Origin of the sequence: Meiothermus sp. (assembly GCF_025056915.1) — a bacterium.
GTDB lineage: Bacteria > Deinococcota > Deinococci > Deinococcales > Thermaceae > Meiothermus.
In genome coordinates this window covers 23,765-37,498 of record NZ_JANWVH010000020.1, presented here as the reverse complement: position 1 = coordinate 37,498, position 13,734 = coordinate 23,765, and the positions used below count along the sequence as shown (strand labels likewise).

General features: G+C 65.9%; 9 protein-coding genes. 2 read left to right on the top strand and 7 right to left on the bottom strand.

The window, feature by feature from the left end; genetic code table 11:
* Positions 1 to 97: 97 nt before the first annotated feature.
* Both NZN28_RS05190 and NZN28_RS05185 read left to right on the top strand, forming a co-directional pair.
* Positions 98 to 2,473: an SARP family transcriptional regulator gene (locus NZN28_RS05190; protein WP_295395793.1), complete on the top strand. Its 2,376-nt coding sequence runs from the start codon at positions 98 to 100 to the stop codon at positions 2,471 to 2,473.
* 70 nt (positions 2,474 to 2,543) lie between these two features.
* Positions 2,544 to 4,133, top strand: a complete 1,590-nt coding sequence (locus NZN28_RS05185; RefSeq protein WP_295395791.1) for a S8 family serine peptidase — start codon at positions 2,544 to 2,546, stop codon at positions 4,131 to 4,133.
* Here NZN28_RS05185 and NZN28_RS05180 read toward each other — a convergent pair.
* The 7 genes from NZN28_RS05180 to rimO form a co-directional block, all read right to left on the bottom strand.
* A complete protein-coding gene (locus NZN28_RS05180) occupies positions 4,130 to 5,128 on the bottom strand; it encodes a ribose-phosphate pyrophosphokinase (protein ID WP_295395789.1) in 999 nt (332 codons plus the stop codon). The two genes, NZN28_RS05185 and NZN28_RS05180, sit on opposite strands and share 4 nt — an antisense overlap.
* 222 nt (positions 5,129 to 5,350) lie before the next feature.
* On the bottom strand, positions 5,351 to 6,028 hold the full coding sequence (gene mtnN / locus NZN28_RS05175) for a 5'-methylthioadenosine/S-adenosylhomocysteine nucleosidase (protein ID WP_295395795.1): 678 nt from the start codon (positions 6,026 to 6,028) through the stop codon (positions 5,351 to 5,353).
* A 102-nt stretch (positions 6,029 to 6,130) separates the two neighbouring features.
* Entirely contained in the window at positions 6,131 to 6,607 is a 477-nt protein-coding gene (locus NZN28_RS05170; protein ID WP_295395787.1) for an S-ribosylhomocysteine lyase, read from the bottom strand.
* A gap of 100 nt (positions 6,608 to 6,707) precedes the next feature.
* Entirely contained in the window at positions 6,708 to 8,192 is a 1,485-nt protein-coding gene (locus NZN28_RS05165; protein ID WP_295395784.1) for a TrkH family potassium uptake protein, read from the bottom strand.
* A gap of 279 nt (positions 8,193 to 8,471) precedes the next feature.
* Positions 8,472 to 9,857: a TrkH family potassium uptake protein gene (locus tag NZN28_RS05160; protein ID WP_295395794.1), complete on the bottom strand. Its 1,386-nt coding sequence runs from the start codon at positions 9,855 to 9,857 to the stop codon at positions 8,472 to 8,474.
* Between the two features lie 73 nt (positions 9,858 to 9,930).
* Complete coding sequence (trkA, locus tag NZN28_RS05155; protein ID WP_295395782.1) at positions 9,931 to 11,268, bottom strand: Trk system potassium transporter TrkA; 1,338 nt, start codon at positions 11,266 to 11,268, stop codon at positions 9,931 to 9,933.
* 153 nt (positions 11,269 to 11,421) lie between these two features.
* Positions 11,422 to 12,798: a 30S ribosomal protein S12 methylthiotransferase RimO gene (rimO, locus tag NZN28_RS05150; protein WP_295395779.1), complete on the bottom strand. Its 1,377-nt coding sequence runs from the start codon at positions 12,796 to 12,798 to the stop codon at positions 11,422 to 11,424.
* Positions 12,799 to 13,734 lie beyond the last annotated feature (936 nt).

Here is a 13,734-nt window from a genome sequence, read left to right as displayed (position 1 = left end):
CCTTGCTTGTAGTGTGCCACACTCGAGCACGCCCGGAAGTTAACGAAACAGGCCTTAACGCTCCATGAACACCGGTTGACCTCGGTAAACTGGAGGCATGCTCCACACGCTGGGGGGCCTGCGGCTGGAGGGGAGCGGCTTCAGCCGGGAAAAGCCCTTGCTGCTGCTGGCCTACTTGGCCCTGGAAGGCCCTAGGCCCCGGCGCTTTCTGGCCGAACTGTTCTGGCCCGAGGCCGCCGATCCCATGAACTCGCTGGCGGTGGCCCTGGCCAAGCTGCGCAAGCTGGGGGTGGCCTACAACGATGAGAGCCGGGCCTGGGTAGACCTGGACTGCGACGCCCTGGCCTTGCAGGATGCCCTGCGGGCGGGGCGCTGGGAAGAAGGGGTGCGGCTTTATCGGGGGCCTTTTGCCGAGGGGCTGAAGGAAAGCTTGGGGGCGGAGCTCGAGGAGTGGCTCCTGGAGGTGCGCGAGCGGCTGGCGGGGGAGGTGCGCCGGGCCCATCTGGTGCTCGCCGAGCAGGCCGCCGCCAAGGCCCGCTTTGCCGAGGCCGCCGGTTGGGCCGAGCGGGCCTACCGGGTGGCGGGGGCCCCGCCGTTGGAGCCCGAAGACCTGCCCCGGCTGCACCGGTTCTTGCTGCTGGCCGCGCACCCGCTGGCCGAGCAGCTCGAGCGCGAGGCGCGGGAGCTGGGCATCCGCCTGAGCCGAACCCTCCTCACCCCGCGAAGCCCGACCGGGCCGGGCCTGGTGGGGCGGGAACGCGAGCTCAGGCGGCTGATGGCCGTGGGGGAGGGGGAGTGGTTCTGGCTGAAAGGCGGGGTGGGGCTGGGCAAGACCGCGCTGTTGCGCGAGCTCGAGGCCCGCACCGGCTGGGTCTACCTGCCCGCCCGCTCCGGGCTGCCCTACGCCACCCTGGAGCCCCTGCTGGAGTCGGTGCAGGGGGGCGAGGAGGTTCTTCTGCGCCGCCTGGCCGCCTTGGGGGAGAGCCTCCTGCTGGACGGCTGGGAGGAGATGGACCCCGAGAGCCGGCGGCTTCTTGTCCGGCTGCGGGGCCTGCGGCCCCGGGGGCGGGCCATTGTGGCCGGGCAGGGCGAGCCGCCTTTTGCGGTGGACGGGCTTTTGGAGCTGGAACCCCTGCGCGAGGAGGCGCTCCAAGCCTTTCCGGGGGCCTTCGAGGCCACCGGGGGCCTGCCCGCGCTGGTGGCGGCCTGGCTCCGGGGGGAGCCTCTGGAAGGGGCCCTCGAGGCCCGCCTGCTGGCCTTGAGCGAGGAGGCCCGCCAGGTCTACATGGCCCTGGCCCTGCTGGAAAGCCCCGACCTCCTCCTGGCCCGCGAGGCGGTGGGCCTGGATGCGGCCCAGATGGCCGAGGCCGTAGACGAGCTGCTCTCGGCGGGCCTGGTGGATTTGCAAGGCCGGGTCTATGGGCGCGAGGCGGCTTTGCGCTACGTGGCCGAGCACCCCGCCCTGGAGGCCCGGCTCAGCCTGAGGCTGGCCCGCCAGCTCAAGCCCCAGCAGGCCCTGCCCCTCTACCGGCGGGCCCGGGCCCTCCTCGAGGAGGCCGACCGGCCCCGGGTGGTGCAGGCCTACCTGGCCTGGGCCGCCGAGCTTATCCGGCGCGGTTTTCCCAAACGGGCCGCCGAAGTGCTGGCCGAGGCCCCCAACCATCCCGAAGTGGCTCTGCTCCAGGCCAGGGCTTATGAGCGGGCCGGGCTCTACAAGGAGGCCCTGCAGACAATGCGCTTGCTGCCCGATGCGCCCGAGCACCAGGCCCTCAGGGCCACCCTCTTTCACCGCCTGGGCCGCGCCGAGGAGGCCCGGCAGGCGGCGGAGCAGGCCCTCGCGGGCGGGATGGAGGCCCGGGCCGAGGCCCAGAACACCCTGGGCCTGATTTTTCTGGCTAAGGGCCAGTTTACCGAAGCCGCCGCCGCTTTCCGGCGGGCTGCGGCCTTGTGGCTGGGCCTGGGCGACGAAAACCGGCGCCTGGATGCCCTCAACAATGCCGCCATTGCCCGCGCCCGCATGGGCGAGGAGGTGGCCCAGGTCTTCCAGGAGCTGCTGGAGGCGGCCCAAGACAACCCAAGCCTGCGGGCCCAGGCCCTCATCAACCTGGGGAAGGAGCTGGAGCGGCAGCAGCGATTCGAGGCTGCGCTGCAAAGCTACCGCGAAGCCGAGCAACTGGCCCTGGAGATCGGCAACCTCAAGAAAGCGGCGCTGGCCCAGAACAACGCAGGGGCTCTCTGGCACATCCAGAACCGCCCGGCGGAGGCCCGCGCCTACTACCTCAAGGCCATCGAAGCCGCGCGGGAGGCGGGCGAGGCCTACGTGCTGGCCCTGGCCCTTTCCAACCTGGCCGAGCTGATGGGCGACCTCGAGGTCTGGCAGGAGGCCATCGCAGTCTCGGAAAACGCCGGGTACTTCGACCTGGCCGCGCAGCAGCGGGCGCAGCTCCAGGCGTTCATGGAGCGTTCAGGGTAGCTGGGGCAGGATGCCGCCATGCCCAGAAGCGCGTACTGGCTCGAGGAGACCCTTTATCTGGAGGTTCGAGATGCGATGGATGCTGGTGCTGGCGGTGAGTCTGGTGGGCTGCGACCTGCTGCGCGGGGGTGGGACGAGCCCCATCACGGCGGAGGTCTACCCCGCCCCAAGGCGGGCGGCCTGGGAGGAGGAGGTGCGCGTGAGCCTGCCCTGGCGGGCGGGCTCGAGCCTGAGTCTGCGCCTGGCGGGGGAGGCCATAGCGGGTTTGCGAACTGAGCCGGAAGGGGCCGGCAGCGCGGTCATCTTCAAGGTGCCCAGCAGCGTCTGGGGCGGCCCCCAGGCGCTCGACATCGCCGACGGGGCCAACCGGGCCACGGGCAGCCTTACGGTGCTGGGCGAGAGCGTAGGCGCGGGGGCCCTGGTGGTGCTGAAGCCGGGGGTCAGCGACAGCGCTTTTGCCCAGCAGCTGGCCGGGGCCGGGCTGCGCCTGGTACCCAACACCAGGGGAGAACCCTCGGTGCCTCTGGGCGCCGCTTCCGGGCCCTGCGCGGGGCGGCTGGCCCAGGTGGGCCAGGCCTCCGGCCCGCCGCTGGCCGTGGGGGCCCTGCTGGAGCGGCTCGAGGCCGCGGCGGGAAGCCAGGTGGTGGACCTGGACGGCATTCTGGGCATAGACCCCCTGACCGGCTACGACACCGGCTCCGACCTGCCCCCCAGCCCGAACAGCAGCCCCATCAACGCCCGGCAGGCCATCCAGCGCAACCCCGCCAGCAACTTTACCGGTGCGGGCACCACCATCGCTGTGGTGGACACCGGGGTGGCCAGCCTGACCAGCCTCAACCTGCGCCCGGGGGCCGACTTCACCAACCTCGAGGCCCCCAACCCCAACCTCGACGAGTACAGAGATGGCCAGGGCCACGGCACCGCCGTGGCCGTGCTGGCCGCCGGGGCTGCCTATGGGGTCGCGCCCGCTGCCGGGATTCTGCCCGTCAAGAGCTGCGATAAAAACGGCAAATGCCCCCTGGCTGCGGTCATCCGGGGCATCTGCTATGCCATCGCCTACGCCGAGCAGAACAAGAACCAAAAGCTGGTGCTGAACCTGAGCCTGGGCAGCGACACCCCCAGCGAGATCGTGTACATCCTGCTCAAGGACGCCCTGATGAAGCGCGGGGTGGGGGGGATTCCGGTGGTGGCCGCGGCCGGCAACCAGTGGGCCATCCGCAGCAGCAAAAAGGGCACCCTGCACCACTTCCCGGCCTCCTTCGGGGGCCTGCGGGGGCTCTCGGCAAGCCGTGACCCCGCCCGCCGCATGACCCTGTTGAAGGGCCTTTTGAGCGTGGGGGCGGTGGGGCTGTATGGAACCGAGTTTCGGGTGAGCGGCTTCAGCAACCAGGGCGACTATGTAGACCTGGTGGCCCCCGGCGAGCGGGTGCGGAGCCTGCGTCCGGGGGGCCTCGAGGCCGAGTTCACCGGCACCTCGTTTGCGGCCCCCCTGGTGGCCGGAGCCGCAGCGGTTGTGCGCCAGGCCAGCGCCTTCACCCCCCTCACGCCGGAGGCCCTCGAGCTTACCCTGCTGGCCAACCTGACCAACCCGGGCCTCCCGGCAGGAGCGCCCCCGGAAGCCCGGGGCCAGGGCATGCTGGATATGAGCGGCGGGCCCTAAATCAGCACGCTCACCGACTGGTTGGTGTGCACCCGCCGGATGGCCTGGGCCAGCAGGGGGGCGGTGGGCAGAATGGTGTAGCCCAGCGCCGGGTTAAGTGCGATGGTATCGGTAAAGACCACCTCGCGGATGGCCGGGTGGGCCAGGTTCTCGCGGGCGTTGCCCACCAGCACCGCGTGGGAGGCCATCACCACCACCTCCGGTGCGGCCCCGGCGGCCACCAAAGCCTCCACCCCGCGCCGGATGGTGCCGCCGGTCGAGATTATGTCGTCAATGATGAGGGGGCGCTTGCCCGCCACGTCCCCAATCACGTAGCTGACCTGGGTCTCGCGGGGGCCGGTGCGGCGTTTGGCCAGGATGGCTAAGGGCAGGTTGAGCCGCTCGGAAAGCCGGCGGGCCTGCTCGGCCCGGCCCGAGTCGGGCGAGACCACCACCGCGTTTTCGGTCAGGCGCTGGCTTTCGAGGTACTCGGCAAACAGCCGCACCGCCGAAAGCTCGTCCACCGGCTGATAAAAAAACCCCTGAATCTGGGGGGCGTGCAGGTCTACGGTGATGAGCCGGTGGATGCCCACATGTTCCAGCAAGCCGGCCACCAGCCGCGCGGTGATGGGCTCACGGCCCTGGGTTTGCTTGTCCTGGCGGGCGTAGCCAAAGTAGGGAATCACCGCATTGATGCGCCCGGCGCTGCTGCGGCGCACCGCGTCGGCCAGCACCAGTAGCTCCATCAGGTTGTCGTTGACCGGGGGGGCGGTGGGCTGAAGCAGGTAGACATCGTCGCCCCGGATGCTCTCCAAAAGGCGCACCCGCACCTCGCCGTCGGGAAAGCGCTCCACGGTAGCCTGGCCGAGCTGGATTCCCAGCGCCCGGGCGACGGCCTCGGCCAGGGGGCGGTTGGCATTGCCGCAAAAGAGTTTGACGTGTCCGCCGTTGATGTGCTCCGAAGCCTCCACCAGCTCAGACCCCAGCCGCTGCTCGGTTACGGATGCTGCCCCCATGCTTCCTCCTCCTCGAGTTCCCGCACATGCCCATCCAACAGACCTTGATGCTTCAGTATACCCAGGCACCCCGGCCCGCATCACGGCGTCTTCCGGCTGCGGCCTTTGGGCAGGGGACGACTGCGGCGAAAAAGCGCCTCACAAGCATCTTGCTCAAGGGAGGCGCACTAGGGCAACTTGTGACTGGCCAAGGGAAGCCTTTGTTGGTGCACAAATTTTTGGTCAGGTACTCAAGACCTGGCCAATCAGAGCGGCCAGACGCTCCGAGGCGCTCTCCAAAAAAGCCTCGAAGGCGAGGGGTGCTTCGCTGCCGGCCTGGTCGGTGATGGCCCGCAGCAGGGCCATTGGCAGGCCCATGCGTTTGGCAGTCCAAAGGGCGGCGGCACCTTCCATTTCAACGGCGTCGGCGGCGAATACCCGGCGCACCTCTTCGGCCTGGTGGCGGTGGGCCAGAAAGCGATCTGCGCTGGCAATGCGCCCCAGGTAGATGGGCAGGCCCATGTTCAGGGCCGTGCGCAGCACCCTCGAGGTGAGCCCGGCATCGGCGGGAATAAAGCGCTCGCCGGTTGCCAGCTCGCCCGGCGCACGACCAAACGCGGTGATGTCCACGTCGTACTGCACGGCATCCTGGGCCAGGATCAGGTCGAGGGTTTTGAGGTCGGGGTTCAGGGCTCCGGCCACGCCCACCCAGAACGACTGGGTGGGATTGAAGCGAACCTTGGCATAGGCCACCGCTGCGGCGGCGGCGGCTTTGCCCACCCCGGTTTCGATGAGCACCACCGGATAGCGCCCGAGCTCCCCCTGGTGAATGTTCCAGGGGCCATCCACGTCCTCTTGCAGGCTGAGTTTTCGGCGCACCGCCTGGGCTTCGGCTCCTTCGGCAGCAAAAAGGGCAACCATGGGCATATTGAGTTAGCCTAGCATTCACCCCAGCCAACATCCAGCACCCAGATGGCGGGACACGCCCCATTCACGGGTGGCGTAAACCGGGCGGGGCCGGTGCTAGTCGGCGATCTCGATGGTTTCCTGGATGTGCAAGCCCGTTTCCAGCACCCGCCGGGCCCAGGCTCGAGCACCCTCGGGGTCGTGGTCGCGGTAGTTGCCGCACTCGAGTTCGCTCACCCCCGGTACGGGTTCGGTATGGCTGACCACGTCTTTTAGCGTTGCCCGGAAAGCCTCCAGTACCTTCTGGGGGCCAGGCTCGCCCAGCACCACCAGGTAAAACCCGGTGCGGCAGCCCATGGGCGAGAGGTCAACCACGCCCTCGAGGTGGCTGCGGATGTAGGTGGCCAGGAGGTGCTCGAGGGTGTGCACCGCGCCGGTGTCGAGGGCCTCCCGGTTGGGCTGTGCCAGCCGCAGGTCGTACTTCTCAATCCGGTCGCCCCTGGGGGTTTCCTTCACGCCGGCCAGCCGCACATAGGGCGCTTGAACCTTTTGGTGGTCGAGGCGAAACGATTCAGGGAGAGGTGGCTTGGACATCTACTTCAGTTTATACCGGATTCAAAAAGATAATCATCCAAATGCTGAACGACGAAAGCCACGCCATTAGTACCCACACGGCCCTCGACCCTTGACCTCTTTAGCCTCGTAGCTTTTTCCACAGCTCCGGAGTAAACAACAAAAACACCGGGATTAGCTCAATCCGTCCGGCCCACATCTGAAAAATCAGGATGGTCTTGGAGAGAGGCTCGAGCCCGGCGAACCCCCCCATGGGCCCCACCTCGCCCAGGCCAGGCCCAATGTTGCCTACCGCTTGAGCGCTGGCGGTAAAACCCACCACAAAGTTGTTTTCCAGAAGCGAGATTAGCACCGCTCCGGCGGCCACCAGGGCTACATACAGGGTAATGAAGGCCGCCACCGAGCGCATCACCTCCTCCCCCAGGGACTTGCTGCCCAGCCGCAGGGTGATGATGGCCTGGGGGTGGAGCGAGCGAATGAGCTCTCGCCGCACAATGGCCCCCACCACCAGCAGCCGAATGACCTTGATACCGCCCGCACCCGAGCCTGCACATCCCCCCACAAACATCGCCGCAACCAGAATGGCCTGGGCTGCCGGAACCCACAGGGCAAAGTCGGCGCTGGCATAACCGGTGGTGGTGATGATGGAGGTCACGTTGAAGAAGGCATGGCGCAGGGCGTCGCTCCAGCTATAGTTCATGTCCCTGGTGTGGTGGGTCATCAAGAAAGCTGCCAGCGACAGACTGAACACCAGCACAATGAGGGTATAGACCCGCAGCTCCACATCCTGCAGGAGCGGGCGGGGGTCGCGCGAAAAAAACAGCCGAAACTGCAAGACAAACCCCGCCCCGGCCAGGAACATGAACAAAGTGCCGAACCACTGGGCCAGCGGACTGTACTGCTCAAAGCTGCGGGGGTTGGGGCTAAACCCGGCGGCGGGCAGGGTGGTCAGGGCGTTGCAGACCGCTTCAAAGGCCGGAACTCCGGCAACCCAGTAACATATCGCGGCGGCCACAGTGAGGGCGCTGTATACCTTGAGGATGCTCTGGGCAGCGGTGCGCAGCCGGGGGGTGAAAGGCTCCTTTTGAATGCCGGTGCTCTCGGTGATGAAGAGCTGGCGGCCCGCGACGGCCAGGTGCGCGAGCAGGGCCGCAACCAGCACCAGGAATCCCACCCCGCCGAACCACTGCATCAGGCTGCGCCAGAAGAACAGGCTGTAGCCAAACCGAGAAAAGTCGGCCAGGACGGTGGCCCCGGTGGTGGTAAAGCCCGACATGGCCTCAAAAAGCGCGTCCAGGTAAGACATTCCGCCGGAAATCCAGAATGGAATGGCCCCCAAGGCAGGCACCAAGAGCCAGATGAGGGCAATCGAGAGGAGTGCTTCAGCCCGGCCCGGCTCGTGTTTGGGGTCGCCCAGTTTGCGAAACCACCCGCCAAGCCCCAGGCCCACCACCGCACCGGTCAGGAAACCCCAGGGCGACTCCCGCAGTACCAGCGAGAGGGCCTCCAGCCCCAGCATCACCAGGCCCAAGGCCAGGTACACCACGCCCAGGAAGTAGTAGGCAAAGCGCAGGTTTTCCAGCAGCCAGGGTCTGGTTTTTTTCATGAAAACCTGCCCGCAACGTTTTTTGGCCCCAAGCGGTTGCCATACATCTTCACCCAGGCAGTCTGGGCGATGCCGGACGACTTATGCTTGCTGGGGTGAGCGGTCATGGCAGGGGAGACGAGGCGCATGGTTCGTTGCTGTGGGTTGATTTTGGCAGCGAAGCGCTCCGGAAAAGGCGGAAACTTCTGTGCATGGCGGGGCGTCCCATGGGCGGTTGCTTCAGCGTAGGGATGAGCCTGCGGATTCTTGGGCGCTGCTCGGTGGAAGTTCATGGAGGTCTCAGGCCCGCAGCCGACGCCAGAGCTCGGGGGTGAAGAGCGAGAGCACCGCAATCAGCTCGATGCGCCCCGCCCACATTTGAAAAATCATCACGGCTTTGGAGATGGGGTGCAGGTCGCCGTAGTGGGCCATGGGCCCCACCTCGCCCAGCCCCGGCCCCACGTTGCCGATGGCTGCCGCCGAAGCGGTGAAGGCGACCACAAAATCCTCCTCGAGCACCCCCATCACCAGTGCGCCCAGGGCAAACAGGCCCACGTACAGGGTGATGAAGGCCGAAACCGCCCGCAGCACGTCCTCGCCAATGTTTTTGTTGCCGACCCGCAATGGCAGCACCGCCTGGGGATGCAACGCCCGTTGCAGCTCCCGCCGCACCAGGGAGCCAATCACCAGCCAGCGAATCACCTTGATACTGCCGCCCACGCTGCCGGCGCTCCCCCCGACGAACATCAGCATGACCAGGAGGGTCTGGGCTGGCACCACCCACTGCGCAAAGTCCGCCGAGGCAAAGCCGGTGCCGGTGATGATGGAGGCGGTTTGAAAAAACGCGTGGCGCAGGGCCGGCTCCAGGGTGTAATCGTGACGAAAGTACAGCACCCCCGCCATGACCAGGGCCACCCCGAGCACAATCAGGGCATAGGCGCGAAACTCGGGGTCGCGCAGGGGCGCGGTGTACTCGCGGCCAAAAATGGCCCGGTACTGGAGCAGCAGGTTGACCCCGGTGAGGAACATGACCACCGCCGCAATCCATTGGGTGAGGGGCGCGTAGGCCGCGAAGCTCTGGGGGTTGGGGCTGAAACCGCCCGCGGAGACGCTCGAGAAAGTGTTGGTGATGGCCTCGAACACCGGCACGCCGGTCAGCAGGTAAGCGGTCAGGGTCAGCAGGGTCAGGAGCAGGTAAACCCGCAGGATGGAGTGGGCGGTCTGGCGCAGCTTGGGGGTGAGCTGCTGTTTTTGAACGCCGGTGGTCTCGGCAAAGAACATCTGCCGTCCGGCCAGGGCCAGGTGCGGCAAGACCACGATGAAGAGGAGCAGGATGCCCATTCCGCCAAACCACTGGCTTAGGCTGCGCCAGAAGAAAAGCCCGTAGCTGAGCTGCGAAAAGTCGGCCAGGATGGTGGCCCCGGTGGTGCTGAAGCCCGAGGTGGCCTCGAAGAGCGCGTCCAGGTAGCTGAGCCCTCCGGAAATCCAGTAGGGGATGGCCCCCAGCACGGGCACCAGAATCCAGAGCCCGGCTACGGTCAGCAGGGCTTCGGCCCGGCGCGGCTCGGCCTGGGGGCTGCCGAGTTGCCGGAGCACCAGGCCCAGAGAAAGCCCGATGGCCGCGCCCACCAAAAAGCCCAGGGCATCCTCCCCCAAAAGGGCATCGGCCAGCCCCAGCACCCCCATCACCGCGCCCAGGGCCACATACACGCTGCCGGTCATGTAGGTGGCCACCGGGATGGGGTTGGCCTGAACTGCTTTAGCGAACCTGGGCCAGGACTTCATCGGCCACCTGCCGTTCGGTGAGCACCAGGAGCTTGTCGCCCGCCGTAACGGCCAGCATGGGGGAGCGCAGGTACACCTTGGTGCCGCGCTCGAGGGCCACCGCCACCGCGCCCTGCGGCAGGTCCAGCTTGTCGAAAGGCGTTTCGCGGAAGTCGGAGGGAACCTCGAACTCTAAAAGCTCAATCTGGTCTTCAATCAGGGCCAGGTGGTCCACGTTGTCGGGGGCAATCCAGTCCACCACCTCGCGCACGGCAGCCGCGCGGGGGGTGAGGGGGATGTCAATGCCCACATGCTCGAACAGGCGGCGGTTTTCGCCCCGGTTGACCCGGGTAATCACCTTGGCCACCCCCACCTGCTTGGCCAGGAGCGAGACCAGCAGGTTTTTCTCGTCGTTTTCGGTGACCGCGACCATTACGTCCACGTGGTCAAGGCCCTCCGACTCCAGAAGCTCTAGGTCGGTGCCGTCGCCCTCGAGCACCAGCGCCCCCGGCAGGTGTTCGGCCAGCCAGGCGCAGCGGTCGGGGTTGTGGTCTATGATGGTGACCTCGAGGCGGTGCTTGAGCAGCTCCTTGGTCACCATGTAGCCCACATTGCCACCTCCCACCACCATCACCCGCCGCACCCGCTCGCGGGGGGCAAAACAGGCCTGGATGGCATCGAAGCCCTGGGGGGTGGTCATGAAGAAGATGCGGTCCTCGGGCTCGAGGGCCATCTCCTTGAACCGGGGGTCGGTGGCGGCAAAAAATTTGCCTTCCCGAAGGATGCCTGCCAGAAAGGTTCCGCTGGGCCAGTCCAGCAGTGCAAGCTCCTTCCCCACGTAGGGGCCGCCCTCCCGCACCTGATACTCCACAAAACGCAGCCGCCCTCCGGCCAGCACCTCGGTGTCCACTGCACCCGGAATCCGAATCACCTCGACAATTTCCTTGGCCAGCGAGCGCTGGGGCCAGAAAACCTGGTCAATGCGGGTGCCCAGGATTTCCACCGTGCGGGGGTCGGTCAGGATGTCCACATAAGACTGCTTGCCCACAAAGCAAAGGGTTTCCCGGGCCCCCAGCCCCTTGGCCAGCATGCAGGCAATCAGGTTGACCTCGTCCCAGTTGGTGGTCGCAATGAAGGTGTCGCACAAATCCACCTTGGCTTCGCGCAGGGTTTCGGGGTCGGTCACGCTGCCAATCACCACCTGCACATCGAGCCCCCCCAGGCGCTCTTTGGCCTCGGGGTTGGTGTCCACCACCACCAGGTCGTGCTGGGTGTGCAGGGCTTTGGCAATCTGCGAGCCGATTTCGCCGCCACCGGCAATCACGATGTACATAGCGGGCTCCGCTTTACTACATGCCGAATGCCAAAGGCCAGAAGCCGAAAGCCCTCGGGAGGAAGGTTTTTAGAGGGCTCAGTCTTCAGGTATTGCCGAATGCTCAAGTCCAGGAAGACCTGAAAAGGTTCCATAAGCCAGACCGGGTTCAGCTTACACCTGAATTGTTTCTATGGCTACGTTGTGCGTCACCGGAACCCCGGGTTTCCAGGGCACCCGTGCCACCATCTCGCCCGAAAGGTCGTAGGCCTCGGCCTGGGTGATGCGAACCCGGATCAGGTCGCCGATTTTGACCGTTCCGTCGGTCTCGACGTACACCAGCCCATCAATACCGGGCGCGTCGAATTGGGTGCGCCCCACCACCTGGCCGGGCAGCTCGCCGTAGTCGTCCACGATGACCTCCAGGGTCTGGCCCACCCTGGCCCGGTTTTTCTCGAGGCTAATCTGCTGTTGCAGGGCCATCAGCCGGTTGCGGCGTTCCTCCTTGACCTCTTCGGGCACCGCCCCCGGCAGGGCGTTGGCCTCGGCCCCCTCCACCTCAGAGTAGGTAAAGCAGCCCACCCGGTCGAGCCGGGCTTCGGCCAGGAAGTCCAGCAAGAGTTCAAAGTCGGCCTCGGTCTCACCGGGAAAGCCCACGATGAAGCTCGAGCGAATCGCTAAGTCGGGGGCGATGGCGCGCCATTCCTGGATGGTTTTGAGGTGGCTCTCGGCCCCTCCAGGGCGGCGCATGGCCCGCAGGATTTTGGGCGAGGCGTGCTGCAGCGGCACGTCCAAGTAGGGCAGCAGCTTGCCTTCGGCCATCAGGGGAATCAGCTCGCGCACGTGCGGGTAGGGATACACATAGTGCAGCCGCAGCCAGGCCCCCAGCTTCGCCAGCTCGTTGACCAGGTCCACCAGGTGTGCCCGAACCGGGTTGCCAGCATAGTCGGAGGTTCGGTGCTGAAGGTCCACCCCATAAGCCGAGGTGTCCTGGGCGATCACCAGGAGTTCTTTGGTGCCGCTGCCGACCAGCCGGGCTGCTTCGTAGAGAATCTCGGCGGCATCGCGGCTTTGTTGCAGGCCGCGCAGCTTGGGGATGATGCAGAAGCTACAACGGTGGTTGCAGCCCTCTGCAATTTTCAGGTAGGCGTAATGGCGGGGGGTAAGCTTGACCTGGGGCGGCACCAGGGCCGTAAAAGGGTTTCGGTCTACCGGCGCCACCCGCTGCACGGCGGCCAGCACCCGGTCTACTTCGCCGGGGCCGGTGACTTCCAGCACCTGCGGATGCGCCTCTTGAATCACCTCAGGGCGGGCTCCTAAGCAGCCGGTCACAATGACCTTTCCGTTCTCCGAGAGGGCCTCGCCAATGGCGGCGAGCGACTCCTCCACCGCCGGGGTGATGAAGCCGCAGGTATTCACCACCACCACATCGGCGTCGTGATACGTGGGGGCGGTCTCGTACCCCTGGGCCCGCAGGCGTGAGAGTATCTGCTCCGAATCCACCAGGGCCTTGGGACAGCCCAGACTCACAAACCCAACCTTGCCTGCCATTTGCTCTCCTGTGCGCCCAAAGCGCGACAACATTGCCGAGTATAGCAGGTTTTGTTCTTGGGCCAGGCCCACGCAGTAAACTTTCAGGCTTTTTTGCCGTCGGATTGTCTTGAGCAAAGCCACGAGATTTGCCGAGAACATTCTGGCTGAGCGCAACCCAGACCACTTTGGGATGCAAGCGGTGCAGGGCTACGTGGCTCCATCGAGGTTGGGCTTTCAACTACTACTGCGTCGCACAAAAGCCCGTACAACCACACCCGCACGGGGAGCGAATCAAGTCAATCCTAGCCTGGACACGCTCGGTTCCTTCCCAACCTCGTAGGGTCGGCCAGGTGGGGTTGCCGACACGGCCCTTCACGCAATCTGTTTGAGGGCCTCGCCTTAGCCCCCTATCGGTAGGGAGGCGCTTGAGGGCCATCTCTCTTTGGAGTCCGTGGGCGTGTCTGGGTATCTTTACGATTGTGTACTGCACCTCAGTCACTCACTTGAGACCCGACGAACTGGCTCTGTGCATCAAGGCGTTGTTGCGACTCTGAGGCAAGGCCACAGAATGCGACCCAGATTACCCGGACAGCCCTGTAGGACAGGCGACCTGCTTCTGGATTGCCTGGTCGGCCTGTGGCCTCCTGGCCATGGCGATTCTCGCCAATGCCGGGCGCATTCCTGGAGGTTGGTCAAACCAACTTTATCGCGCTCTTCACAGACGGGGCCGCCCACGAAAACGAGAAGGGACAAGTGTCTGCGTTGCGTCGGGGCCGAGACGCATGTTTTCGAGTTTCCAGGCGGTTACTGTTCCGTTCAGAACTAGGCTTTTTCCAACTTGAATGGCTCACAATATGTGAAGAGCGCTCTAGGCGTAGAAGCAACCTTCAAGGAAACCCAGGATGGGGGGCTCCAGCAACTGCCCTAAACCCTGCTTCGTCGCACCGCTTCAAG